This window comes from Pleomorphochaeta naphthae (assembly GCF_055396005.1).
This window is the reverse complement of the sequence record NZ_AP042457.1, coordinates 385,730-412,153: the sequence shown is the minus strand read 5'-3', so window position 1 is coordinate 412,153 and position 26,424 is coordinate 385,730. Positions and strand designations below refer to the sequence as shown.

Here is a 26,424-nt window from a genome sequence, read left to right as displayed (position 1 = left end):
ATTTAACTTGCAATTAGTTACCTCATATTATATATTTAAAATATAAAGAAGGGACTGCTATGAGAAAAATTAAAACAATCATAGGTCTAACTAGTATTATATTTTGTTTCTTGATTTTTATACAAACTTTAGTTGTTAGTATATACTACTCAGGACTCAATGGTTCACCACTTGAATTTAGTTCAAGTTATATAATTGGTATCTTATTTTTTATAAGTGGATTAAACTTATATTTTGATAGAAATTCAAATAAAGATCTCATATCAATTATAATTATTTTTACTTATGTAATTTGTGGCTTATTAGGATTAAAATTTTTAAATTTATTTAATCTGTATCTTTTAATATTTAGGGTTCCAATTTTTAGGAACCCATTCTTTTCTTCTATTAATTAACCATATAATAACGAATTAAATTGACTTAAAGAGAAAGTTGTCATAAAATATAAGCACCCTAAATTATGGTGGTAAAATGATTATGGCAATTAAGCACGAAAGACCTGAATATGTACTAAATTATAAAAAGCCTAAAAATACTGAAATTAAATATATTAGTGGCAATTGGTATCTTTATGAGAGAAAAACTAAATATAATCCTGAAACAAAAAAGTCAACCAAAGTTTCTGGAAAAATGATTGGTAAAATAACCAAAGATGGGTTTGTAGCTAAGAAAGTAAAAGCTTCTGTTTTTAAAGAAATGGAGGTTAAAGAGTATGGAGCCTCATATTATTTTATCTCTAAGTCTAGATCAATATTAGATAGACTAAAGGATTGCTTTCCCTATTATGGGGAGCAACTATATGTTATTGCCATACTAAGGATATTGTATGGCAAGGCTTTTAAACGTATAGATCTTAATTATGAATCAAGTTATATATCAAATGTTTTTCCTAATCTCTCTTTATCTTCATCTACAATAACGAGTTTGCTTAAAGATGTTGGACGAGATAGAGGGGGGATTAAAAAGTTTATGAATAGCTATGCCAGAGATAAAGATAGATTTATTTTATTTGATGGACATAGAATAATCTCCTCATCCAAAAATCTTGATATGGCTGAAGTAGGATATGATTCAAAAAGTAGATACTCTCCACAAGTAAATCTTATCTATATGTTTTCCTTGGATGCAAATGGAAGTTACCCCGAATATTATAAGCAATATATAGGTAGTGTACCTGATGTATCTGTATTTGAAGATATTATAAAAGAAACCAATATAAAAGACAAAGATGCTACCATAATCGCAGATAAAGGATTTGGTAGTAATTATAACTTTGACTTAATTGAAGATAGTGGAATGAATTATATAATTCCTCTTAGACGAGGTAATTTAGAAACTAAAGGCAAGATACCTGCAAGCATAGCAGAATACAGAGATGCTTTTATTTATCATAATAGAAATATCCACTGTCTTACTATTAAAGGGAATGATTATAATATTCACCTCTACTTAGATGGCAGTTTACATAATGCAGAATTAAAAGATGTTATAAGAAGAACTGAAAAAAAGAATAACAGTATTGAAATTAAGAGAAAGCGGGAGCTAAAGAGAAGAGAGCAAGATAAACTCTATAAAGGTGAAATTCTTGATAAAAGATTAAAAGCAAAAAGTCGTTTAAGTGATGAAGAATTATCAGCTTTAGTTCCTCTTGATATTTCTGAAATCATAAGGGATAAAGTATCCACTGGAACTATAACGATAAAAACCAACAGAAAAGAATTAAATGCTAAACAAGTTTATGTTATTTATAAACAACGTCAAGCAATAGAACAATTTTTCAAAACCTATGATAATACATTAGGCTATGATAGTAGTTATATGAGAAATGATTATTCACTTGAAGCTTGGTTATTTATCAATCATCTTTGTATGATGATGAGTATGGACGCTATAGAAGAAATCTCAAATATTAATGAAGCTAATAACATTTCTTTAGCAGATCTAATAACAACTCTAAGAAAGATAAAAGCTACAAAAATAGAAGATAAATGGTATTTATCTAAATTCACTAGGCATGTTACTATCTTGTGTGAAAAGTTAGATATAAAGTTCAAAAGCCAAGAAATTAAAAAGAAGAATTAATTGGCTTCAGAACCCTAAATGTTAAAAGTTACAGTTTAATAATAAAGCATTTTTCTCCTCAATAAGTTTAATATATGCATTAACTTTAACTGGTGGTATCTTATTTAAAAATAAACGTACTAATATTACCTAATCAAAAAAAAAGATTGTTTCTAAGTCAAAATATTAATGACTAGTGGAACAATCTTTTTTGGTTCTTGAGATAAATCTGTGGGACTATTAGGGAACTGTATTTTTTAGAAGTCTAGATTCCAAAGCAGATTTTAAAGTTCTACTCTTTATATTTTTTCTACTTTTATCAAATAATTTATAGAAGAAATATTCATCATCTCGATATCCATAAGCAATTCTTTTAGTAACTTTAATCATATTATTTAGACCTTCTAAAGGACCATTAGAGATGGGATACTTAACTCTTGATAGAATTCCTTCAATTCTTGTTTCAATCATTTTATTAAAGGTTTTTAGCATTGGTATTGTTCCTTCAAAAGATTTTGATAATTCTAACCATTTATCTAAACCTCTTTTCATTTCATCTTCACTAGTTGAATCTAGACCAGCCTTTAATTGATCTCCAAGAAAATATGCTATTGAAAGATTTTCGTTACAAGTTAAAACGTTATCTAATTTTTTTACATTAATAATGGACCACTTATGTTCATTTTCAGGAATTTTTAATCCTTTCTTTTCATATTTCTCATATAAATATCTGTTATGCTTTTTAGCCATAGTATCTTTTTGAGTTAAAGCTTTTCGACTACTAGTTATTAAAAATCTAGTATTCTTAAGTTCCTTGTACTTTCGCTTTATTTCTTTCAGGTATTCTTGGTTTTCAAAAATAGCATCATCAATTGTTTTTTTCTCATTTGCTAGTGCTCTTCTTTTTATTGGACGTAAGTTCTTTATACTTTTATGTGTTTTAGCTTCTTCTTCTTTTAACCTATTTTGTTCTAATCTCCTTAATTCAGTTAAGATACGATCATTAAAGTTTTTGACTATATGAAAACCATCATAAACTATAGCTATATTAGGATATCTTGCTTTTACTGCTGCAGCATATTGAGCATTCATATCCATTGAGATAGCTTGAACATTTTTCATCCACGACTTTCCCATTTTATCGAAAAAATGAATTAATTGATAAAGAGTATTACCTCTCTCTAAAAACAATATCTCTCCTGTTCTCCAATCTATTACTACAGTTGCATACTTATGTCCTTTTTGGATTGAAAACTCATCTATGGCTATATATTTGCTGTAATGATTAGGTTTCATATCTTTATATTTAGTATTTAATCTTGTTTTATCGATTTTTCTAATAATCTTTTTACTTGTAAAAAGTGTTTCTGATATTGTTTTTATTGGTACTTGTGAACTTTTAATTAACCCTGTTATCTGGCTGTAAAAGCACTTGGTAATAAAATGGTTAGGATGTTTAAATTCAATATTTTGTGATGTTGTTTTATTACAAGAAGTACATAAGAGTTGAACATATTCAACATCAATTATTATTTGATTATTTCCAACAGTTAGATGTTTAAGTTTTACATTTAAGTGTTGATTTATGTGATTTTCATAATCACTATTACAGTAAGGACATTTTCTAGGAAGAGGAGAAGTTGATTTGCCATGAATTGTAGTAACATTATAGGTACAATTAAATTTATTTTCAGTCGAATTAGTTGATTTTTTCGTTATTGTGAATTGTGGTAAAGATAAAAATGTATTACTATATGGACTCATTGGGCACTTCCTGTTTTGTGTAAGTTTGGTTTCTAATACAATAACAGAGAATGTGCCCTTTTTCTATTTTTTTTATTTATTTATTTTTTTAATTTAGATAGGTTCATAATTTTCCCACAAATAAATCCCATGAACCTCTTTTTTTTTAATTAAAGACCGCTATAATTTTATAACGGTCTTGTTTTTTTATTCTTGCTCTAAATAATCACTAATTTTCAAAACTTTATTATTTCTCAAATCAATACAAGCAACTTTTACAGTAACAACACAAACTAATTCATTGTTTCTTTTTATTTCTTGTCTCAAAACAACACTAAAGGTTTTTAAACTTTCTATAGTTGTATGAACAAAAAGAATATCATCTAGTTTAGCTGGTGTGTGATAGACAATGTTAGCTTCTTTTAAAACAAAACCTACATGGTCACTTAGCATTTTTGATTGATCGACTGTTTCTCTAATCATTTCAGTTCTAGCATGTTCAGCAAAATCTAAATATTTTGCATGATAAACTATACCTTGACAATCAGTATCAGAAAAATAAACTCGTTGTGAAAATTGATGTTTTATCAAATATTTACCTCCGCCCCTTCAAAACGTAATGTTTCAAAGTAGTCTTCCATTGTTTGTCTTCTTCTTATCATCTTAATGGAACCATCACTAGTTAGTAAATATTCAGCAGGTCTTAATTTTGCATTATAATTAAATCCCATAGCATGTCCATGAGCACCAGCATCATGAAGTACTAAAATATCACCTTTTTCAACCTCTACTAATTCCCTATCTATTGCAAATTTATCATTATTTTCACATAAACTACCTGTAACATCATAAACGTGTTTAGGTCCTTTCTTGTTTAATACAGTTATGTGATGATAAGCACCATAGAGAGCTGGTCTCATTAAATCTGCCATCGATGCATCAAGGCCTACATATTCTTTATATTTTTTAGTAACATGACGTACTTTACTTACTAAATATCCATATGGTCCTAAAATGTATCTACCAAGTTCAAATGATATTTCAAGTGGATCTAGATTATTTTTAACTATCATTGAATTATATAAGTTTTTAATTTGCTCACTTACATCTTTCAAATCCATAGCTTCATCTTCTTCTTTATAAGGAATACCAACTCCACCACCTAAATCAACAAAATCAATTTTTACACCAGCTTCATCATAAATTCTTTTACAAAGAGCAAAGATCATTCTAGCTGTTTCTACAATATAATCACCTTCTAATTCATTAGAAGCTACCATAGTATGAAGTCCAAAACGTTTAACGCCTTTTTTCTTCATAATTTTATAACAATCGATTATTTGATCACTAGTAACACCATATTTTGCCTCTACGGGATTCCCTATTATAGCATTTCCTGTTCTCTCTTTACCTGGGTTATATCTAAAACAAATTGTTTCAGGAACACCCCCGATAGCAGCCTCTAAAGCTTCAATATGTGTTATATCATCAAGATTTATTATTGCATTAATATCGTGGGCATATTTAAATTCTTCAGGTGGAGTATCATTACTTGTCATCATTATCTTACTTCCATCTAAGCCACAAGCTTTTGATAAAACAAGTTCTGGCAATGATGAACAATCAGCTCCATAACCAATCTCAAAAAGACGAGTCATTATACTTGGATTTGGACAGGCTTTAACTGCAAAATAGTTTATAAAATTTGGAGCCCAAGAAAATAAATCATAGAATTTCTTAGCATTTTCGATAATTGCTTTTTCATCATAAATATAAAATGGGGTTGGAATATCTTTAATTAGGGAAGCAAATTTTTCTTCTCCTAAAGGAATTTTTTTAGTTGACATCTTTGAAATTCTCCTTAATTGATTCTATAGCTTTTACAACATTTTCTCTATGGCCATAGGAAGAAACTCTAATATAATTTTCACCAGCTGGTCCAAATCCACTACCTGGAGTAATTACAACATGACATTGTTTCAATAAATAATCAAAGAATTCCCAACTGCTCATATTACTAGGTGTTTTTGCCCATATATAAGGAGAATTTTCCCCACCATAACAGGTTATATTAACGCTTTCTAAGCCTTCCTTTATTACTTTGGCATTTCCCATATAATAATCAACTAAAGCTCTACATTCTTTAAGTCCTTCTCCACTTAAAGCACTCAATCCACCGGCTTGGGCAATATTTGAAGCTCCATTAAAGAATGTACACTGTCTTCTATTCCACATAGAATTTAATGTTCCTTCTTCACTATCTTGACAAACTAATTGTTTTGGAACGATTGTCCAGCCTAATCTAACCCCAGTGAAGCCAGCATTTTTACTAAAACTATTAATTTCGATTGCACATTTTTTTGCGCCCTCTACTTCATAAATACTTCTAGGTAGACTTTCATCTTTAATATATTCACTATATGCACTATCAAAAATTATAACTGCCTTATTCTCATTTGCGTAATCTACAAAAGCTTTAAGATCTTCATGAGTCATTACAGCACCTGTTGGATTATTAGGTGAACAAAGATAAATTAAATCAACCTTTGTTTTTGGAACTTCTGGAATAAAATTATTTTCACTAGTACAAGGTAAATAAACAAAGTTTTTATATCCTTGTATAGTCTCATCATAACCAGAAGTTCTTCCACCAACAACATTTGAATCAACATAAACAGGATAAGCTGGATCTTGGAAGGCTACAACACTATCAACACTAAAAAGTTGTTGGATATTTGCTGCATCTGCTTTTGCTCCATCGCTTATAAAAAATTCAGTAGGATCCAAATCAACACCATATCTATTATAATATTTAGTCAATGCAACTCTTAAAGCAGTATCTCCTTGCTCGTCTCCATAACCAGAATATGTTTTTCTATCTGATAATAAATCTAATTTATCTTTCATAGCTTTAACAAGGGTCTTAGGTAATGCTTCGGTAGTATTTCCAATTCCTAATTTCATTAATTCAACATTAGGATTTTCTTCTAAAAATGCATTTGTTCTTCTTGCTATTTCTGGGAATAAATACCCTGCTGATAACTTACTAAAGCTATTATTTATCTTCGCCATTTTATTTTTTATCTCCTTACCCAACAGTAATCAAAACTGGGATTATTTTTTAATTCATCTAGTACACTATATAGCTGTGATCTATTATCTTCACTTGCAAAACTGCATAAAGGTAGTCTAAAACTCTCTCTACAATAACCATAGCGAGCTAAAGCAGTTTTAATTGGTATTGGATTAGTTTCAGAGAAACATGCTTGGAAAAAATTTGATAAAGTCTTTTCTATTTCTCTAGCTTCATCCATCTTATTATTCAAAGCTAAATCAACCATTTGGCTCATTTGTCTTGGGAATAAATTTGAAGCAACCGAAACAACACCTTTTCCACCTCTTTCAATTAAGTCTAAAGACATATTATCATCACCACTTAATACTACAAAATCATCTGGTGTTTTATTTACAGCTTCTTCCATCTGTACAATATTACCACTAGCTTCTTTTACTGCTACTATATTTGCACAGTCATTAGCTAAGGCAACTAAAGTATCTGTTTCAACATTAACACCAGTTCTACCTTTAATATTATATACAATACAAGGAATGTCTACACTATCAGCAATAGCTTTAAAGTGAAGATACAAACCTTTTTGTGTGGGCTTATTATAATAAGGGTTTACTAATAATACTGCATCGGCTCCAACACATTGTGCGTGCTTTGAAAGTCTAATTGCTTCAGAGGTTGCATTACTACCTGTTCCAGCTATTACAGGTACTCTTTTATTTGTATATTCAACAGTTAATTGAATAACTCTATCATGCTCGTCATGAGATAAAGTTGGGCTTTCACCTGTAGTTCCACAAGGAACTAGGCCACTAACTCCATTCTCGATTTGATAATCTATCAAAGCTTTTAAAGCATCTGTATCTACATTATCCTTTTCTGTAAAAGGTGTAATTAAAGCTGTGTGAACTCCATAAAATCTACTTAAATCCATTTTTTTCTCCTAGTTGTTTAATAAGGTATTAACCAAATCATCTAAATTGTAAAAACCAGTTTTGTCTTTTATCCAAGAAGCTGCTATTAAAGCCCCTTTAGCAAAACCTTCTCTATTTTTTGCCCTATGCACCAATTCAATACTATCAACTTGAGAGTCAAATACTACAGAGTGAGTTCCTGTTATATATCCTCCTCTAGTTGATGAACAATGTATTTCATTTGGTTTTATTTTTCTCTTTAATTCTTCACTTACTATCGTATCTTTACCTTCAAAATTATCTCTAACAGCTTCTGCAAGTAATAAACTAGTTCCTGAAGGAGAATCAGCTTTATCTTTGTGGTGAATTTCATTTAAAAATACATCATAAATGGAAGTTTTAGATAGAAGAGATGAAGCAAATTTTATAATTTCTCTAAATAAAGCAACACCTAATGAAAAATTTCCACTGTATATCAAAGAACTGTTTTTATACTTCTTCGAAAGTTCTTTATATTTATCAAGATTGTCATACCAACCAGTTGTTCCAATAACACAAGGAATACTGTTTTCAATATAAAACTCGATGTTTGTTTCAATTGATGATGGATGTGAAAAATCAATTACAACATCAGCCTGATTTAAAGACTGAATTGTTAGTTCTTTTGCACTGATTTTATCACTTTTACTGTATGGATCTATTATAGCAACAACATTGTCTGTCTCTTGAACAAGAGAATAAATCATATTCCCCATCTTGCCAAATCCTACTAATGCAATATTCATTTTTTACCTCTATCTGTAATATAGCAAAACTATTATTCTTTGTCTATATAATAACATATTGTTTTTATTTTAACATTTCTTAAAATTCTATAACATATTTTAATTAAAATTAAAAGTGTTTAACTTTATTTTTACATATATTATTGAATTAATTTCTATAATTAACAATTATATAGAAAAAAACAGAGAGAATACATGAATATACGCGAAGCTTTTCACATTTATAAAATTTTAGAAGATTATTCAAAAAAATATATCGCCTTTGACTATACTCCAAAATTTAGAATACCTTTAAATTATTATCTATCATATCAAGAAATTAATTCTATATTGAGTGAAAACTCCACTTTAATACAAGCTTTATATAATAGAGACGAGAGTGAGATTTCTAATATTTTAAAATGTGAAGATATACTTATAGATGAATTCGATTCAGCTCAAATCGATGAGAATACATATAAAGATAATAAGGGGATAAAAGCTACCCCGCTTCCAATTCAAGCTAGGTATGTATTAAAGGCTTGGAATTTAATTAGGATAAATGGAAGTAAAAATGACAAATTAAAGTTGATTGAAACATTTAATAAAAAAGCCTTTAACCTATCTTTCTTCCCACAAATTACTAAAATGTGCCTAGCTTTTGAAGAAGACTCTTTTTGTCAGATTGCAATTGAAGTTTTTAAAATAATGAAAGAGAAAGAGCAGTTTTTTCTTTATTATAAAATATTAGCTTATTACTTCAGACTAAAAAAAATAGCCTCTCTTAAAGATAAGGCTATTGAAATATCTTATCAATATCTAAACAATTTAGATACTAATAAGCAAATTATTTATGAAATATATTCTTATTTAGAAAATAATTTAATTAAAAAATAGCTTATTTTCTGTTTTTTTTCTTATATCTATTTTCACTTGCTTTTATAAAGTCAGCAAAGGTTCCTCCACTCTCTTTATTTTCATTATTATATTTAGTATTTTTCCAGTTATTATTTTGTGAGGTTTTATAAGAAGTTCTTCTTAACTTACTCTCTCTAACAACTTCAATTACTTTTTCAGTTTTATAATTAATATTTTCCTTTTTTATTGTAGCTTTACTTGCTATAGGTTTTATGTTTTGTGTTTTCTTTATATTTTGAAAATAAGCTGCTGAAGAAGAAACTTGAGTAGCTTTTTTAACCTCTACTTTAGGTTTTACAACTACAGCTTTTACCTTTTTAACTTTTTTTACTACAACTTTAGGTCTTTTAGCTATTTCATCTTTGGTTAATGGAATCCTCTTTATAACTTCCATCTCTTCATAAGAGCATGATAATTTTTGGCAAATATAATGAGTCCTATCTAAATTATCAACAACTTTTAACATGAGACTGTCACAATATGGGCATTTTTTACTTTCTTTATAATTTGGAGAGAAAGTTTCAAATGAAGAGCCAATATCTTTCACTAATTCTTTTGTAAGTTGTTTTATATCTTCTATAAATACTTTAGAATCTTCTTTCCCCTTTGAAATTTTATTTAACCTATCTTCCCATTTACCTGTTAAAGCTGGGCTTTTTAATAGAGGTGGGGCTAATCGAATTATCTCTCTTCCAATTGCAGTTGGAACAAGTTCATTATTTTCATTCCTAATTATGTAATTATTATGAATAAGCTTCTCAATAATATCAGCTCTTGTTGCAGGAGTTCCTAACCCCGCTGTGAGATTCTTTTTTAACTTTACATCTTCAACATATCTTCCAGCATGTTCCATTGCAGAAAGCAATGTTGCATCATTAAATCTACTAGGAGCTTCTGTAGCTAATTTCTTTATAGAATAATTCTTTAATAAAATTGTTTGATTTTCTTTTAATTCAAGAGATGAGGTATTATCTTCATTTATTGAAGAGGTTCTAGAAATTTTTTTCCAACCTTCTTGAACTCTTTTAGTCACTCTAGTCTTAAACATTAGAGAATCAATTTTTAAATCAACAGTTGTTGTTTCATAGATATAATCCATTTCTAAAGCTTCAATAAATCGCTTTACAATTAAAGACCAAAGAGATTTTTCATCTTCACTTAATCTGCTTAATACTACTTTTTGCTCTGTTGGAATTATAGCATGGTGATCACTTACCAACTCATTTTGGACTAACCTAGGAGAGATTCTTAATTCCTTTTTTAATATTTGTCTTGAAAAAATACCAAATTCACTATCAAATAAAGCAGTTAATCTTTGCGTAAGTGTTGATACTATATCATCTGTTAAATATCTACTATCTGTTCTTGGATAAGTTACTATTTTATGATACTCGTATAATCTTTGAAGAACATCAAGGGTCTTTTTAGCACTAAAAGATAATTGTAAATTTGCATCTCTTTGCAATTCTGTTAAATCATAAAGAAGTGGTGGCATCTCAACTTTTTCTACAGTTTCAATATTTACAATTTTAGCTAATTTGTTCTGATCTAAGATAGATTTTACTTTTTCAACTTCTTCTTCGCTTTCAATTCTAATAGTATCGCTACTTGGATAATATGAAGCATTAAAAGATTCAAAATCTCCCTTTATTGTCCAATAAAATTTTCCACTGAATTTTTCGATTTCTTCTTCTCTTTCACAAATTAAATAAAGAGTTGGTGTTTGTACCCTTCCTGCAGACATCTTTGCATCATAGTGAGTTGTTAAGGCTCTTGTAACATTCATTCCAACATACCAGTCTGCAGCAGCTCTTGAAGCAGCAGCTTCATACAAATTTAAATAATCATCACCATTCTTTAAATTTTGAAAACCTTCTTTAATTGCTTGATCAGTTTGGCTACTTATCCAAAGACGTTTAACTTCTTTATCAAAATTTGTTAATTTTAATATCCATCTAGCTACTAATTCACCCTCTCTACCTGCATCTGTTGCGATTATAAAAGTAGTTACATCTTCTCTTTCTAATAATTGTTTAACAACATTAAATTGTTCAATAGTTCTCTCTATCGGAGCTTGTTTTAATTCATTAGGTAAAATTGGTAAAGACGCATATGACCATCTCTTATATGAGGGAGAATAAAAAGCAGGTTGTGCTAATTCAACTAAATGCCCTAAAGCCCAAGTTACTATATATTCACTACCCATTAAATAACCATCTGCTTTATTATAACAGCCTAATACTTTGGCTAAAGATCTGGCAACACTCGGTTTTTCTGCTAAAACTAATTTCATACTTATTTTCGGGAGATTGAGCCCTTTCCTCATTCATTTAATTTAAAAAAACGATAAAATATATTCTTAGATTTTACAAGTAAATTTTGCTTTTTTATACATTTTTATTAACTATCTAAAAACTTAATTATGTTTTAACTCTTATATTTTGTTCTTAAGCTCTAACATTATATTTATTTTTGTTATCATATCAAAACAATTAATTATTTAAATCCTTGATTTTACGCTATTAAATCCATAAAAATAACGCAATTATGGTTTTTATATGACTTGACTAGGGCCCAAGTTGATGTTAAAAATAGTGTATAAATTACAAATAAGTAAGGAGTGACATCATGGCTTATAAAATTACTGAAGACTGTGTTGCATGCGGAAGTTGTATTGGAGAATGCCCAGTAGAAGCTATTTCAGAAGGCGATATCTATGTAATTGATGCTGATACATGTATTAGTTGTGGCGCTTGTGCTGAAGCTTGTCCTACAGGTGCAATCTTAGCTGACTAGTTTACAATTATCTAGTTTATATTTAACTTAATAGGGCTGTTTTTCTTTAACAGCTCTTTTTTATTCTTATTTTACTCGATTTATTTCTTAGATTTTTAAAATTTTATTAAAATTTTAAAAAAAATCATAAAAATTTTAATTTTTCTTATATCGTTAAATTTTTTTTTATCAATGAAACTCTTTTAAAGAAATTTATTAATTTTTAACAAGTTTGTTAGCTTATGTTTACTTATATTTTATTCAACTAATTAAAATTATATAATATGCCCCCTAATGACAAAATAGTAAATGAAATATATTATAAGACTTAATTTAGGAGTATTTTGTGAATTCAAATAATGTACCAATTTTAAGTGTAAGTGATTTAACATCTTTAATTAAACAAACCTTTATTGAGAATTTTCCCTCCTTGAACATTATTGGAGAGGTTTCTAATTTTAGACCTTCTTCAACAGGCCATTGGTATTTTTCTCTAAAAGATCAAAATGCTTCAATTTCAGCTGTAATGTTTAAAAATAATACTTGGAAAGTTGAAAGGCTTCTAAAAGAAGGAGATAAAATCCAAGTTTCAGGAGCTTTAGATGTTTATGCTCCAAGAGGTACTTATTCTATTAAATGTGAGAGCATTAGATTTGTTGGAACTGGAGATATCTTAGCTGATCTTGAAAGAAGAAAAAGAGCATACAAAGAAGCTGGATGGTTTGATGAAAAATTAAAACAACCAATTAAAAAATATCCAAAAAGACTTGGTGTAATTACAAGCCCAACAACAGCAGCCCTTCAAGATGTTTTACAGGTTTTAAACAGGAGAGCTCCAAGTTTAGATGTATTAATTATTCCATGTGTTGTTCAAGGAGAAGCTGCAGCTTTATCAATTACTAAAGCCATTGAAGTTGCAAACACTTTTGATCTTTGTGATCAACTCATCATAACTAGAGGTGGTGGCTCTATTGAAGACTTACTTCCATTTAGCGAAGAAATTGTTCTAAAAGCTGTTTTAGAAAGCCAAATTCCAATTATTAGTGGAGTTGGTCATGAAATTGATTTTGCACTTTGTGACTTTGTTTCTGATTTGAGAGCCCCAACTCCCTCTGCTGCTGCAGAACTTGCAAGTAGTGGGTATTATGATTTAATGCTAAGGAAAAATGAATTAGTATTAAGCTTAAATACTTATCTTTCTAATAAGGTAAACTACTTACAGGAAAAAGTATTAAGATATGATATAAAAAATCTTAATTCTCTTATAATGAGCAAAATCGATAGTATGTATTATAGAAGTGTTAATGCATCTAGCGATATTGAAGTTGCTCTAAATAATAAATTTAGTGCATTTGAAAATAGATTTAATCTTGCAAAATTAGAAATTGACTCTTTAAATCCAAAATCTATTTTAAAGAAAGGATATTCTATAGTAAGAGATGAAAATAACAAGATAATAAGCTCAAAAAATACTGTAAAGGTCGATGATAACATCACTATTACATTTATAGATGGAAAAATTAAAGCAAAGGTAGGTAAGTAATGGATTTTGAAAAAAAACTAAATAGAATGGAAGAAATAGCTAAACTACTTAGAAATAATGAAACACCTTTAGAAAAGAGTATTGAATTATATGAAGAAGGTATGATACTTTCTAAAGAATTAGAAAAAAGTCTTGAAAAAGCTAAAAGACGAATTGAAATTGTAAAAATTAAAGATGAAAGTGAAATTGAAACTGAGGAATTTGGAGATTTTTAATGTTAAAAAAAGACGAAACTAAAACTATTAGTTTTTTAATACAGTGTGAAGATAAAAAAGGAATTTTACAAAAATGTGTAAATTTCTTTACCAATAAAGATTTTAATATTCTCCACTGTCAACAACACACAGATAGTTATGAAAATATGTACTTTATGAGAATGGAACTTGATTTAGCAGATTTAAAAACATCAAGAAAAGAATTAGAGTCTGAAGTAGATGCTTTTGCAAAAGCTAATAATTTGAAATGGTCTTGCCATTACAGTGATTATACTCCAAGAGTTGCAATCCTTGTTAGTAAAACAAGTCATTGCCTCTACGATCTTATAGCTAGAAAGAACCAAGGACAAATTCACTGCGATATTCCCTTAATTATTTCTAACCATCCAAATTTAGAAAAAATAGCAAATAGCTTTAGAATACCCTACCATTATCTTCCTGTAACAAAAGAAACTAAAGCTAAACAAGAATTAGAAATTAGAAAATTACTAAAACAATATGATATTGATTTAGTAGTATTAGCTAGATATATGCAAATTTTAAGTACCGATTTTATCAATGAATGGCAAGGTAAAATTATTAACATTCATCATGCATTCCTTCCTGCCTTCCAAGGTGCTAATCCCTATCAAAAAGCTTATGAACGTGGTGTTAAAATTATTGGAGCTACTGCTCACTACGCAAGTAAAGACTTAGACCAAGGCCCTATTATTGAACAAGAAGTCGTTAGAGTAGGTCATGAATTGACTCCAAAAGGACTTAAAGAAGTTGGAAGAGATGCTGAGACTAGAGCTTTAGCAAAAGCTGTACAAGCCCACTTAGAGTCTAGAATATTAATTTATAAAAACAGAACAATAGTATTTAATGCTAAACATTAATATTATCTTATCCCTCCTATAACACAATGTTGTAGGAGTTTTAATTTTTAATATTATCTTTTAAAAATTCATTTATAAGGTCTAGATCATTTTCAGTTACTACAAGAACTCCGAGTTCAGTTAACTTCCTGACACTAATACCATTACCAGGGACAATTTTATTTGAAAAAGACCCATCATATATATAATTTACACCACAAGATGGTGAATTACTTTTCAAGATAGCTAATTTTACATTAGCTTCTTTTGCCTTATCATAAGCAATATTAGCGCCTTTTTGGAAATAAGCAGTTTTATCTTCTCCTTTTGAATTTAAAACCCTATCCCCTACAATTTCACAAGGTAAGCGAGGCACTTCCATTCCTGATTCTACTTCAGGACACACTGCTATGAAATTATGAACATTTTTATATGTATTAATTAACTCTGATAAAGATTCTTTTATACAAGCTTTCCCATCATATCTGCAAGGGAATCCTAATAAACATCGAGAAATTAAAATATTCATATAACATCTTCCTTTAACTTTACTGTTTCTTTCAACATAGTAGTTGGATTAATAAAAGAGAGAGAAAAACACTTTAGACCAAATTCATTATCTTCATCCGCTCCATACAAAGTATCAGATACTAAAGGATATCCACTCCAAGCTAAATGAGAGCGAATTTGGTGTCTAAATCCATTTGTCAAAGAACAGAGAAAATAATAAATATTATCTTCTACTTTTATAAATTCAACTGTCGTACAATATAAAGTCTTACTAGCTTTTGTAACAATTGCTTTTGGATAATCCTTCATTACAGGTCTTACACTTTTCCTGCCCTTTCCATAATGTCTAAATAAAGATTCTATTTTTATATGTTTAGCAATAACAGGATCTTGATATGGGAAAGGTCTAAAACCTTCTAAAAGTTCTTCTTTTTTTATGGCTTTAACTAAATATTTCTTTTCAAACAAATTTTCTTTTTGTTTATTTCTCAAAAACTCAAAAGCTTCTTTGTTCTTAGCTATCAAAACCAAACCACTAGTTAGTGTATCCAACCTATGTAAAACACCGCCCTCATGTTCATTATATCCACTAAAGGTTTTAACAAAAGGACAATAATCACTAACAACATCTAATAAAGTGATTTGATCAGAACCTTTTTTTAAAGGGACTGTTGGCATATTTGATATTTTATTAACAACTAAAACATTGTCATCTTCAAATACTATATTCTCATTTAAATTATAAGTCACAAAAAATACCTACACAATTATACTTTCCAAATTATAAAACAACATTTGTTAATCCACAAGAACAATTTGAAAGAATATTTATATCAGACTATCACAAAATATTCCAACATATTTTAAAATTAAAAATCTTTCCACAAACTATATTTTCTATAGTATAATTAAATTATGCAAGAAATACCAATAAATACTTATTCTTCTCCAACTGTGATACTAGATTTGATATATAGGTTGAAAGTTAAAGATGTAATGCATACAAACTTAGTTTGTGCTAGCATGAATTCAACCCTTAGAGAAATCCAATATTTAATGAAACAAGAGAAAATTACTGGAGTGCCTATAGTCCAAGGCAAAAGATTAATAGGTCTAGTCTCAATGGATGATATAATCCAAGCCCTTGATAAGGGTTATATCGAAAAACCTTGTAAAGCTTATATGAGTAGAAACATTATAGTTCTTGAAGATGATATGCCAATTTCATTTGCAATCAACTATTTTGATAAATTCTCTTTTCATAGATTTCCTGTTTTAAATAAAGAAAAAGAATTAGTTGGGATGATAACATCTAGAGATATAACTGCAACGCTATTAGTTGAAATAAACAGAGAAATGGAACTCCTTGAAAAATCTCAAGCAAAAAATCAACCAACTCAACCAGATAATATTAATGGAGAAATCCATAGTTATAATATTATAAAACATGATTTTGAAAACGCAGGCTATGCTAGTACACAAATAAAGAAAAAACTTAAAAAAGGTGGTGTTGCAACTCCAATTATTAGAAGAGCAGCTATTGCTTCTTATGAGATGGAAATGAATATTGTAGTTCACTCTAATGGTGGTCAACTTATTGCAACATATACCCCAGATAAAGTAATAATTTGTGCTCAAGATAGAGGGCCAGGGATTAAAGATATAGAAAAAGCATTAACACCAGGTTGGTCAACAGCTAACGATTGGATTAGGTCCTTAGGCTTTGGTGCTGGGATGGGACTTCCAAATGTAAAAAATGTTAGTGATGATTTTAGCATTGAAAGCAGTGCAAAAGGTACAACAGTTACCTGTACAATAAATTTACAAAAAAAGGATGAGGTAAATACCGATGAAAGTAAATGATATAGCAAAAATTGAAGGATTCAAAACAATTACCCTAAATGAGGGAGATCAAGAAGTTAAAAATGCATATACCGGAGATCTATTAAGTGATGTAATTGCTAATGTAGGTGAAGATAGTGTTTTAATTACAGTTCAAGCTCATAAAAATACAATCGCAGTTTGTTCTCTCTCTTCTATGCCAGCTATTATAATTTGCAATGGAAGAAGTTGCCCAGACGATATGATAAAAGCAGCTCAAGACAATGATATTTCTATATTCGAAACTGATGATACTCAATTTGCAGCAAGCGTTAAGATAGCTAAAGCTTTAAATTTATAAAGTTATGAAAATTAAACTAGATTTACACAATCACAGTTGTTTATCACCCTGTGGAAGCGATGATATGTTACCTTCTCTTTTAGCTTTTGAAGCTATGGAGAAAGGAATAAACATTTTAGCTTTAACAGACCATAACTGTACACGTAATCTAGAACCTTTTGAGCAAGCCTGCCAACTATGTAGCATCTTGCCAATTTTTGGAATGGAAGTAAATACAATAGAAGATGTACACGTTTTGACTTTGTTCAAAGATATAAAAGATGCACAAGAATTTGGCTATTACATTGAAACTTTATTGCCAAATATAGATAACGACCCTAAACTTTTTGGAAATCAAAATATTGTAGATATTGAAGGGAATATAATATCAACCTTTAAAAAATCCTTATTAACAACTTGTGGTATTTCACTAGATGATGTAGTTAGTGAATGTTTATCTAGAGATGGGCTAGTAATTCCGGCTCACATAGATAAAAAAGCTAATAGCATATTAGCAAACTTAGGCTTTTTGCCTGATTTAAACTATTCAGCCTTAGAAGCAATACGCCCAAAAGATATAAAAGAAACCTTAAATAAAACAATAATTCAAGGCTCTGATGCTCATTATTTAGAGCATGTTGGTAGAAGATATTGTTTTTTAGAAGTTGAAGAAATATCTTATGAAGGATTAAAACAAGGCTTAATAGATGGAAAAGTATCCTACATACACTAAACATATAAGACTGATATACAAAGCAAAAGAGCCACTACTAGTCATAGACTGTAAATGGCTCTTTTTAAATTTTTGTTTAAGTTAACTTTTAATTGTCTCTTCCACCAAAAATTCTTAATAAGAATAAGAATAAGTTGATGAAATCAAGATATAGGGTTAACGCACCAAAAATACTAGCTCTGTGGTAGTCAATCTCACTCATACTTGAAAGATATTGATCATTAGTTCTTTTAATCTTTTGTACATCCCATGCTGTTAGGCCTAAAAATGCTGCAACACCAATCAAAGATATAAAGTAATCTAAGGCAGAAGATTTAAAGAAGAAATTTAAAAGCATCGTTATAATAATTCCCCAAAGGGCCATTCTAGAATAATAGCCTATTCCGGATAAATCTTTATTAGTAAATTGAGCATATGCGGCCATACCTACAAACATTAAAGAAGCAGTTAAGAAAGCCAAAAATATTGTTTGAATATTAAACGCATAGAAGATTGTACTAAAAGTAACTCCAGTTACAAATGCATAAGCCAAGAACGCAAGAGTTGATGCATTTCTACTCAAGTCTTGAATCTTACTTGATAAATACATTACTAATCCAATTTGAACTATGAACAACATCATAAAGGAGAAACGATTTGAAAGTAACATAGTCATCAAGCTTTGATTGTTTGCTACTCCATAGGCTGTTAATGCAGTTAACCCTAAGCCAGCACTCATCCATGCATAAACATTTTTGATCATACTTCTTTCGCGAACTCTAATATCGCTTGAAGAAGCAAAATTAATATTATTTGCCATTATGGCCTCCTCTAATATCTATGTAATATAAGGTAAAGCCTTTAAGTCAAATCGTCAAGTTCTAAAGCTTTATTAATAAAAATTTTTTAGTCACAACAGATACTAATTAATTAGTATATAAAGAAATACAAAATATGTATTTTATATGAATAAAAAGTTGCTTGATAATTTTAAAAAAGGCAATTCAATATTTATTAATTATAACTTCAATGGTATAATCTAAACAATATGAAAAAAAATAGGTATCTTTTATTATTAATAATTATTTTAACTTTATTTTCTTGCAAAAGTGTTGAAATAGTTCCAATCTCGACACAACAATCAAAAGTGTCTCAGATAATGGAATATATTTTAACACAGAGTATATATAACTTAGAAACTGAACCTTTTACTTCCTTGTCTCTAGACGAAATTGTTGGAAGTGCCTACGCAAATTTAGAATTACAAAAAAATGAAATACCTTTTTTAAATACAAACCTAGAAGAATTTGATATAGAAGTACATAATGCATATATTTCTTCCCTTTTTGAGATACAACAAATATTAATATATTATAGCCAACAAATTAAATTTCCTCTAATTTATCCAGACGTAAATAATAAATACACAATTGATAAAAAAACATCCACAATCCTTTTTGAACAATATAGAGACGAAATATTTATAGAGATAAACAATATCTTAGAAAAAAAACTCGAATACGTTGCTTCTCTTTATAAACATATGGCATACAATTATAATATTTACTGTTATGGGTTAGAGAACTTAAATAGACCAAGTCCTCCTACCATATCAACAAATATAACACCAAGAATGAAAACAGTATTTATCAAAGTTTTAATCAGTGAATTAAATAATAACGAAGAAGAATTAGACTTATTAAACAAACCACTAGATTTGAATACAATCACAATACTTTAGGTACAAAATGGAACAAAACACTTTATTTAGAAACACAAATACACACAACGAACCATTAGCAGCTAGAATGCGACCTAGAAACTTGGAAGAATATATTGGACAAGACCATATTGTGGGTAAAGGCAGGCTGCTTAGGAGAGCTATACAAGCAGATCAGTTATCATCTGTAATATTTTATGGCCCACCAGGAACAGGTAAAACAACATTAGCACGTGTAATTGCAAACACAACAAAAAGTCATTTTACAACTTTAAATGCAGTATTATCTGGGGTAAAAGAACTTAGAGAAGAAATAAAACAAGCAAAAGATAGATTAGACTTTTATCAAACTAGAACTATTTTATTTATAGATGAAGTTCATAGGTGGAATAAAAGTCAACAAGATGCCCTCCTTCCATGGGTTGAAAATGGCACCTTTATCTTAATTGGAGCTACAACAGAAAATCCTTTCTTTGAAGTAAATGCAGCCCTTGTAAGTCGTTCTAGGATATTCCAACTTAAAACTCTAAAAGATGAAGACTTATATTTAATAGCCAAGCAAGCTTTAAAAGATAAAGAGAGAGGATATGGAAATTATGATATTTCATTTGAAGATGATGCCCTTGAACACTTAATAGATGTTGCAAAGGGAGATGCTAGAAGTTTACTAAATGCTTTACAACTTGCTGTTGAAACTTCTGTAGATCATTTTCCGCCTCCAATTAACAGTAAGATTTTAATTACTAAAGAAGCTGCTGAAGAAAGTATTCAACAAAAGGCAGTATTATATGATAAGGAAGGAGATTATCACTATGATGTAATCTCCGCCTTTATAAAAAGTATAAGAGGAAGTGACCCTGATGCTACACTTTATTGGCTAGCAAAGATGATAAGTGCAGGAGAAGATCCAAGATTTATTTTTAGAAGAATGTTAATAAGTGCAGCTGAAGATATTGGACTTGCAGATCCTCAAGCAGTAAGTATAGTAAATGCAGATGCAGCAGCATTTGATAGAATAGGACTGCCTGAAGGAAGATTTCATTTAACACATGCCGCCTTATATCTATCAACATGTGAAAAAAGCAATAGCACCCTTTCCTTCTTCGATGCCTTAAAAACAGTTGAAAAAGAAAAACAAGACGATGAAGTTCCAAATCATTTAAGAGATGCTTCTAGAGATAGCAAAGGCTTTGGTCATGGAGAAGGATATTTATATCCTCATGCATACAAAGATCATTTTGTAGCTCAACAATATCTGCCAAATTCCCTTCAAGGAAAAGTGTTTTATAATCCTGGAGAATTAGGATATGAAAAAATAATAAAGAATAAAGTCCTATCTAGAAGAGAAGCACAACTTGAAGCTAGCTTAGAAGATGCATTTATAGAAAATCTAACATATTCTCCAAACGACAAAGATAGAGAAAAATGGCTTAAAAGAACTACAAGTGAAAGAGGAATACTTTTAGAAAAAATTAAAAATGTTCTATATAGTAAAATCAATATAAAAAGATCAGATAGAATACTAATACTAGGAGCTGGACATGGACTTTTATTATGGGAAGCTTTTAGAGCAACACCTGAAGGTTATGTTTGTGCTCAAGTAAATAACCAAGAACAATTTGATTATATAAATCATTATGCATCTAAACTAGATGAATTAAATAAACCTTTTGTTAAAAATGCGCCCTTAGCTACTTTTATAAAAATGCTAGATAATGATATATATTTTGAGCATATAATATTGAGAAATCAATTATCTAATTTTTCTAATGTTGAAAGTATTATAAAATTAATAGAGACTAAACTATCTAAAGATTCAGACATCTTAATAGCCCAAACTATTCCAAGTGAAGGCTCTAAATTATCATCATTTATAATAAATCCGGAAGCTAAAAAGTTAATTTTACAATGTGAACAAGTTATATATAAACATAATAAACAAGGACTTTGTGGTTGGAAAGGAGATGATTTAATTGAATTAACTACTACACTAGGTTATAATAATGATTTAACAGTTCTCTCTCAAAAAGAACTTAGGTTTGTTAATACTACAGATATAAGAAGATGGGTTGAAAAAACATATGATCCAACACTCAACTTTTTAAAAATAGACTACAATAAAGAAGAACTTGTTAAAACACTCACAGCAGAATTAGGCAATAAAAGTATTAATTGGTATCATAAAGTAGCAATAGTTAAACTTTCTAAAAAGGAGATAAAGATACAAAAAAACAAAGATATTAAAGGTGAAGAAGCTTGGAAAGAAATCCATGCTAAAGTAAAATAATTCAAAATTTTTTGCAAAAACCTCTAGACAAAATTTTTCTTTTTTGGCATATTAATGCGAGTTGAGATACTTAACAAAAACAGTAATGCGAAAGTAGCTCAGTGGTAGAGCTCCACCTTGCCAAGGTGGATGTCGCGGGTTCAAGTCCCGTCTTTCGCTCTTGGTAACCCGCTTGTGGTTACCTTTTTTTTTGGAGTGTTAAATTTTAATTTAATATTTAAAAAAACAAAATTAATTTTTTGAACTGGTTCGCCTTTTTTAGACAAACTTAATTTTACTTAATCTAGTATACCACATTATCCAAAAGTTAAAGTTGTAATTATGCAACTTTAGCTTTGCCTTTTCCAGGAATTATGTAATGGCCTTTCCTCAAATACTTATTATATTGATTAGGAGTCATTTTACAAATATCCCATTGGTATCTTTCATTATTGTAATAATTCATATACTCATTAATACAATATTTTAATTCTTCAAATTTATTACATTCTGTAATATTTATCTCATCTTTCATATGACCAAAAAAGCTTTCTTGCGGCGAATTATCCCAGCAGTTCGCACGTCTACTCATAGAGCGTTTAATATTATACTTCTTTAATTTTCTTCTATATTCTCTTGCAGAGTAATGTACACCCTGGTCACTTGTGATAATAACATGTTTACTTAATTGGCTTCCATATCTATCTATTAATTGATCAACAGTTTCTAGTACAAACTCTTCTCTTAAATTATCTGACAATACAAATGATAATACCTGTTTTGTACAAGCATCTCTTATTACTGATAAATAGGCTTTTTTACTTCTATTAACTCCATAATACATATAAGTAATATCTGTTGTTAATAACTCTCCAGGTCCATAATCTCCCCATTTTCTTTGAACTCTATTTTTAGCATAAGTACTTGTTTGTGTTGCTTTAAGCATTTTTCTATATGGGTTAGCTTTCCTAATTGGACAAAATAATCCATATTTTTTCATCAATCTTCTTATCTTTTCTAAGCTCATCTTATTTGGTGTATCTCTTAGTACCATATAGATTTGTCTAGAACCTTTCTTAAACTTTCTATGCTTATAGACATTTAATATTATATCAAATGCAGATCTATCTTTTGACTCTCTTGCATCACGATTATCTTTAGAATTAAGCCAATAGTAATAACCAGCTCTTGATATTGCCGCTACCCCACATAATTCTTCAACTGTTAATAGATTATCCGGATCTAGCAATTGTGCTTGTATTATTTTCTTTTTTTCTTCCTTCTCTGCTGTCGCGATAGTGAATATTTTTCCTCTATCATGATGTTTTTTTTTAGAAATTCCAACTTTTGATTTAGTTTTTTAATTTCTAATTCTTGAGCTTTTAATTTCTCTTCAACAGATATTGGTTCTTTAATTCTAGGTCTTCCTTTATTATTAACTCTAGTGTCTTCAAATCCATTTGCTCTTGTAGCCTGTCTTTTAACATTATTAGTTAATCCATAAATTCTCTCTCGATTAATAATATCTAAATCAAAACCTAAAGCAAGAAATATATTTTCTGGTGATTGGCCACCTTGATATCTTCTCCAAAATTCCTTTTTAAATTCCAAAGTATATTTAATTGATTTTTCACTAACTTTTTCAACATACTCATTTGCTCTTAATTTAGCAATTTCTTCTTCACTAAAGTACCTTTTACCCATCTAAATCTCCATCAAGACTAGTATACCATAACTAATCTTTTCTAAATATATGATTCAATGTGGTACTTAGGGGCGATTAAGTTTTATTTAAATGTCTAAACTTTCCGTGCCGGTTCATTTTATCCTCCAAATAGAATTTCCATATATATAAAAATACGGAATTGGGTAAAACTAATTCCGTATTTTTTTATAAGATAAATTAGCTCTGTTAATTCTTATCCAAGTGAACATCCATTTGTGGAAATGGTAAATAAATATTCTTTTCAGCAAGTTTACCAATTACTTCACTATTAAATCTAAATAATACAGGCCAATAATCTGATGGACTAACCCATGGTCTAATTACAAAATTAATAGAAGATTCAGCTAGTTCAGCAATTTCAATAGTAACTCCTAAATCCTTTTTTACTTCAGGATAAGAATTTATTAAATCACTAAACACAGCCTTTGCAACTTTAAGATCACAATCATAAGGAACGCCAACTGTGATATCAACACGTCTCTTATCGGTATTTGAAAAATTAGTAACAGGAGCCCCCCAAACTATATTATTACTAACTGTAATATTTTTACCATCCGGAGTAGCTAATCTAACACTCATTAAATCCATAGTTTTTACCGTTCCAGATAAAGAACCTAGTTGTACATAATCACCCTTTCTAAATAATTCATTTAAAATAATCATAAAACCTGCAAAAAAGTTTGAAATTGAATCTTTTAGAGCTAAGCCTAAAACAACACCAGTAACACCTAGACCAGCTATCATAGGACCCATATCAATACCTAACTGGGCTAAAACCGTTACAAAAACTATAATCCAAGCCAAAATAGAGAGAATTTTCAACAAATACTCTTGAAATAATTCACTAATTTTCTTACTTTTTGACAAAATCTTCTTTACACTACTTAGGAGAATACGTAAAACAATCCATCCTATTATAAAAACCACAATAGCAGAAATTAAATTTGTGATAAAAGAAGAAAATCCACTAGATTTCCAAAATTGTAAAGCTTCAACGATATTTGATGATACAGAACTTGCTAATGAAATAAAAAGACTCATATAAACCTCCTACATTAAGCCTATCAAAAAAGTTACATTACTTACATTTTATTTTTAAAGTCTAACTTATTAAATATTGAAAGTCTATAAAAACATATATATATTTTTTAAAAGTAAAATTTTTAACAGTATATTAATTTTTAACATCAATTGGACAAAGCAAAGTATTTAAGATTGGAAAAGCAGCTAATGTTAGAACAGCAGACAATAGGAAAATTGGTAAATAGCCTACCTTAGAAATTAATAAGCCTAAAATTAAAGGGAAAATAATAATAGCAATATTTAAGGTGCCAGCAAGAGCTGTATATATTACCCTATTTTCTTCAGTACTTAATTCGATAAGAGCAGCATCTTCACTTATAGTTCTTGCACTAATAGCAAAGCCGATTATAAAGAAAATAAATAAATAAGCCATTAAAGTACCATTTGTAGCTATCAATATAGCTAATATAGGTAGAGTAACATGAAGGAAAATCCTTAATTTTAAAATACCTTTAAACCCTTTTTGTTTTATGATTTTAGGATAAATAAAAGAAGCAACAAACATTCCCATAATTTGAATCAATAAAACATACCCTACAGTTTTGCTATCCATAGAAAAAGAAGCCTTACCATAACCAATATAAAAAGGAATTAGGGCCAATGCAGCTCCCATAATATTGGAATATATCAAAAAGGTAAAAAAATTCTTATCCTTTTTAAATAATTGAGGGAGTCCTTTTAGAACTGAAAATATAGAAACACTTTTAACCAAAGCTGCCGGCTTTTCTTTTATAATCCAAAAACCAATAGATGCAATCAATAAAGCAATTGCAGAAATAGAAAATAATATTATGTATTGAGTTGGATATTCCCATCTCGATAAAATATATCTAGCAGTTATAACAGATAAGAGCATACCTATACTAGAAATTAATTGCCTTTTAGTAAAAAATTGAATTCTAATATCTCTTGTAAACTCACCTAATAAATAAACATAAGGTAAACTTGCAAAAGCTCCCCCAACAGAGAAAATTAGCAATTCAGCATATAAAAGCAGAATAATAACAACAAAACTAAAGCTTTTATACCAAACAAGAGTAAGAGCAATGCTAATTAGAGATAAAATACGGAGATTGATACCAAGCAAAAGATAAGGCTTTTTTCTTTTTCTAGATGAGAGAAAACTTGAAAAAAACAATTTAGTCACAACAGGGAGACCGATTACAATTGCACTAACGATTCCAACATTAATTGCAGATCCCCCAATACTTAAAATCAGTGATGGAATTACAGTATTAACTTCTGTAAAAGTGGTAGTCAAAGATAAAAAGACAGCATGCCACAAAAACCCCATATAATTTCTATTTTTCATAATATTCCCTTAATCAATTTTTATTAATTATACCCTATAAACAAAATAATTGACATATGATATTTACCTAAGCA

The 26,424-nt window shown here is 29.2% G+C and carries 26 protein-coding genes and 1 tRNA gene; 13 read left to right on the top strand and 14 right to left on the bottom strand.

Annotated features, from left to right (window positions below; genetic code table 11):
- The first annotated feature begins 59 nt into the window (after positions 1-59).
- Together ACZ5SO_RS01915 and ACZ5SO_RS01910 are read left to right on the top strand one after the other, a co-directional pair.
- Entirely contained in the window at positions 60-395 is a 336-nt protein-coding gene (locus ACZ5SO_RS01915; protein WP_464626408.1) for a hypothetical protein, read from the top strand.
- 82 nt (positions 396-477) lie between these two features.
- The gene (locus ACZ5SO_RS01910; RefSeq protein ID WP_464624650.1) at positions 478-2,082 is read left to right on the top strand and encodes an IS1634 family transposase; all 1,605 of its coding nucleotides are present in this window, start codon (positions 478-480) and stop codon (positions 2,080-2,082) included.
- 219 nt (positions 2,083-2,301) lie between these two features.
- Here the strand turns inward: ACZ5SO_RS01910 and ACZ5SO_RS01905 are convergent, their stop codons facing one another.
- From ACZ5SO_RS01905 to dapB, 6 genes are all read right to left on the bottom strand, one after another.
- Positions 2,302-3,825, bottom strand: a complete 1,524-nt coding sequence (locus ACZ5SO_RS01905) for an ISL3 family transposase (RefSeq protein ID WP_464625909.1) — start codon at positions 3,823-3,825, stop codon at positions 2,302-2,304.
- Positions 3,826-4,011: 186 nt separating this feature from the next.
- Complete coding sequence (locus ACZ5SO_RS01900) at positions 4,012-4,395, bottom strand: YbgC/FadM family acyl-CoA thioesterase (RefSeq protein ID WP_464626406.1); 384 nt, start codon at positions 4,393-4,395, stop codon at positions 4,012-4,014.
- Positions 4,392-5,651 (bottom strand): diaminopimelate decarboxylase family protein, encoded by a 1,260-nt coding sequence (locus ACZ5SO_RS01895; protein ID WP_464626404.1) that lies wholly within the window; start codon positions 5,649-5,651, stop codon positions 4,392-4,394. Before ACZ5SO_RS01895 ends, ACZ5SO_RS01900 begins: the two co-directional genes overlap by 4 nt.
- Positions 5,641-6,876: an LL-diaminopimelate aminotransferase gene (locus tag ACZ5SO_RS01890; RefSeq protein WP_464626403.1), complete on the bottom strand. Its 1,236-nt coding sequence runs from the start codon at positions 6,874-6,876 to the stop codon at positions 5,641-5,643. Before ACZ5SO_RS01890 ends, ACZ5SO_RS01895 begins: the two co-directional genes overlap by 11 nt.
- A gap of 8 nt (positions 6,877-6,884) precedes the next feature.
- Positions 6,885-7,808 (bottom strand): 4-hydroxy-tetrahydrodipicolinate synthase, encoded by a 924-nt coding sequence (dapA, locus tag ACZ5SO_RS01885; protein ID WP_464626401.1) that lies wholly within the window; start codon positions 7,806-7,808, stop codon positions 6,885-6,887.
- A 9-nt stretch (positions 7,809-7,817) separates the two neighbouring features.
- A complete protein-coding gene (gene dapB / locus ACZ5SO_RS01880) occupies positions 7,818-8,573 on the bottom strand; it encodes a 4-hydroxy-tetrahydrodipicolinate reductase (RefSeq protein ID WP_464626399.1) in 756 nt (251 codons plus the stop codon).
- A 195-nt stretch (positions 8,574-8,768) separates the two neighbouring features.
- Here dapB and ACZ5SO_RS01875 point away from each other — a divergent pair, with 195 nt between their 5' ends.
- A complete protein-coding gene (locus tag ACZ5SO_RS01875) occupies positions 8,769-9,449 on the top strand; it encodes a hypothetical protein (RefSeq protein ID WP_464626397.1) in 681 nt (226 codons plus the stop codon).
- Between the two features lies 1 nt (position 9,450).
- Here ACZ5SO_RS01875 and ACZ5SO_RS01870 read toward each other — a convergent pair whose 3' ends face one another.
- Positions 9,451-11,763, bottom strand: a complete 2,313-nt coding sequence (locus ACZ5SO_RS01870) for a DNA topoisomerase 3 (RefSeq protein ID WP_464626396.1) — start codon at positions 11,761-11,763, stop codon at positions 9,451-9,453.
- Between the two features lie 335 nt (positions 11,764-12,098).
- Here ACZ5SO_RS01870 and ACZ5SO_RS01865 point away from each other — a divergent pair, with 335 nt between their 5' ends.
- From ACZ5SO_RS01865 to purU, 4 genes are all read left to right on the top strand, one after another.
- Positions 12,099-12,266 carry a DUF362 domain-containing protein gene (locus tag ACZ5SO_RS01865; RefSeq protein ID WP_464626395.1) on the top strand — a complete coding sequence of 56 codons (168 nt, stop codon included), beginning with the start codon at positions 12,099-12,101 and terminating at the stop codon, positions 12,264-12,266.
- A gap of 325 nt (positions 12,267-12,591) precedes the next feature.
- The gene (gene xseA, locus ACZ5SO_RS01860) at positions 12,592-13,788 is read left to right on the top strand and encodes an exodeoxyribonuclease VII large subunit (RefSeq protein ID WP_464626393.1); all 1,197 of its coding nucleotides are present in this window, start codon (positions 12,592-12,594) and stop codon (positions 13,786-13,788) included.
- Entirely contained in the window at positions 13,788-14,003 is a 216-nt protein-coding gene (gene xseB, locus ACZ5SO_RS01855) for an exodeoxyribonuclease VII small subunit (protein ID WP_464626391.1), read from the top strand. Before xseA ends, xseB begins: the two co-directional genes overlap by 1 nt.
- Complete coding sequence (purU, locus tag ACZ5SO_RS01850) at positions 14,003-14,881, top strand: formyltetrahydrofolate deformylase (RefSeq protein ID WP_464626389.1); 879 nt, start codon at positions 14,003-14,005, stop codon at positions 14,879-14,881. The genes xseB and purU overlap by 1 nt, the downstream gene beginning before the upstream one ends.
- Before the next feature lie 40 nt (positions 14,882-14,921).
- Here purU and ACZ5SO_RS01845 read toward each other — a convergent pair whose 3' ends face one another.
- Together ACZ5SO_RS01845 and ACZ5SO_RS01840 are read right to left on the bottom strand one after the other, a co-directional pair.
- Positions 14,922-15,389 (bottom strand): 2-thiouracil desulfurase family protein, encoded by a 468-nt coding sequence (locus tag ACZ5SO_RS01845; RefSeq protein WP_464626388.1) that lies wholly within the window; start codon positions 15,387-15,389, stop codon positions 14,922-14,924.
- Complete coding sequence (locus ACZ5SO_RS01840) at positions 15,386-16,120, bottom strand: pseudouridine synthase (protein ID WP_464626386.1); 735 nt, start codon at positions 16,118-16,120, stop codon at positions 15,386-15,388. Before ACZ5SO_RS01840 ends, ACZ5SO_RS01845 begins: the two co-directional genes overlap by 4 nt.
- 165 nt (positions 16,121-16,285) lie before the next feature.
- Here ACZ5SO_RS01840 and ACZ5SO_RS01835 point away from each other — a divergent pair, with 165 nt between their 5' ends.
- From ACZ5SO_RS01835 to ACZ5SO_RS01825, 3 genes are read left to right on the top strand one after another with little or no spacing between them, the layout of a single operon-like run.
- Positions 16,286-17,233: a CBS domain-containing protein gene (locus ACZ5SO_RS01835; protein ID WP_464626385.1), complete on the top strand. Its 948-nt coding sequence runs from the start codon at positions 16,286-16,288 to the stop codon at positions 17,231-17,233.
- The gene (locus ACZ5SO_RS01830; protein ID WP_464626383.1) at positions 17,220-17,552 is read left to right on the top strand and encodes an iron-sulfur binding hydrogenase; all 333 of its coding nucleotides are present in this window, start codon (positions 17,220-17,222) and stop codon (positions 17,550-17,552) included. The genes ACZ5SO_RS01835 and ACZ5SO_RS01830 overlap by 14 nt, the downstream gene beginning before the upstream one ends.
- Before the next feature lie 4 nt (positions 17,553-17,556).
- Entirely contained in the window at positions 17,557-18,264 is a 708-nt protein-coding gene (locus ACZ5SO_RS01825; RefSeq protein ID WP_464626381.1) for a PHP domain-containing protein, read from the top strand.
- A gap of 88 nt (positions 18,265-18,352) precedes the next feature.
- Here ACZ5SO_RS01825 and ACZ5SO_RS01820 read toward each other — a convergent pair whose 3' ends face one another.
- Complete coding sequence (locus tag ACZ5SO_RS01820) at positions 18,353-19,063, bottom strand: Bax inhibitor-1/YccA family protein (protein ID WP_464626380.1); 711 nt, start codon at positions 19,061-19,063, stop codon at positions 18,353-18,355.
- A gap of 228 nt (positions 19,064-19,291) precedes the next feature.
- Between ACZ5SO_RS01820 and ACZ5SO_RS01815 the strand changes: the two genes are divergently transcribed.
- The 3 genes from ACZ5SO_RS01815 to ACZ5SO_RS01805 all read left to right on the top strand — a co-directional run bounded on the left by ACZ5SO_RS01815 (position 19,292) and on the right by ACZ5SO_RS01805 (position 22,409).
- Complete coding sequence (locus ACZ5SO_RS01815; RefSeq protein WP_464626378.1) at positions 19,292-19,984, top strand: hypothetical protein; 693 nt, start codon at positions 19,292-19,294, stop codon at positions 19,982-19,984.
- A gap of 7 nt (positions 19,985-19,991) precedes the next feature.
- Positions 19,992-22,250: an AAA family ATPase gene (locus ACZ5SO_RS01810; RefSeq protein ID WP_464626376.1), complete on the top strand. Its 2,259-nt coding sequence runs from the start codon at positions 19,992-19,994 to the stop codon at positions 22,248-22,250.
- 87 nt (positions 22,251-22,337) lie between these two features.
- Positions 22,338-22,409: transfer RNA gene (locus ACZ5SO_RS01805), tRNA-Gly, on the top strand.
- Positions 22,410-22,569: 160 nt separating this feature from the next.
- On the opposite strand, the gene ACZ5SO_RS01800 is transcribed toward ACZ5SO_RS01805, so the two are convergent.
- The 4 genes from ACZ5SO_RS01800 to ACZ5SO_RS01785 all read right to left on the bottom strand — a co-directional run bounded on the left by ACZ5SO_RS01800 (position 22,570) and on the right by ACZ5SO_RS01785 (position 26,350).
- Positions 22,570-23,478 carry an IS3 family transposase gene (locus ACZ5SO_RS01800; protein ID WP_464626030.1) on the bottom strand — a complete coding sequence of 303 codons (909 nt, stop codon included), beginning with the start codon at positions 23,476-23,478 and terminating at the stop codon, positions 22,570-22,572.
- Between the two features lie 11 nt (positions 23,479-23,489).
- Positions 23,490-23,933: an HTH domain-containing protein gene (locus ACZ5SO_RS01795; protein ID WP_464626031.1), complete on the bottom strand. Its 444-nt coding sequence runs from the start codon at positions 23,931-23,933 to the stop codon at positions 23,490-23,492.
- Positions 23,934-24,141: 208 nt separating this feature from the next.
- Positions 24,142-24,996 (bottom strand): mechanosensitive ion channel family protein, encoded by an 855-nt coding sequence (locus ACZ5SO_RS01790; protein WP_464626375.1) that lies wholly within the window; start codon positions 24,994-24,996, stop codon positions 24,142-24,144.
- A 133-nt stretch (positions 24,997-25,129) separates the two neighbouring features.
- Positions 25,130-26,350 carry an MFS transporter gene (locus ACZ5SO_RS01785; protein ID WP_464626373.1) on the bottom strand — a complete coding sequence of 407 codons (1,221 nt, stop codon included), beginning with the start codon at positions 26,348-26,350 and terminating at the stop codon, positions 25,130-25,132.
- Positions 26,351-26,424 lie beyond the last annotated feature (74 nt).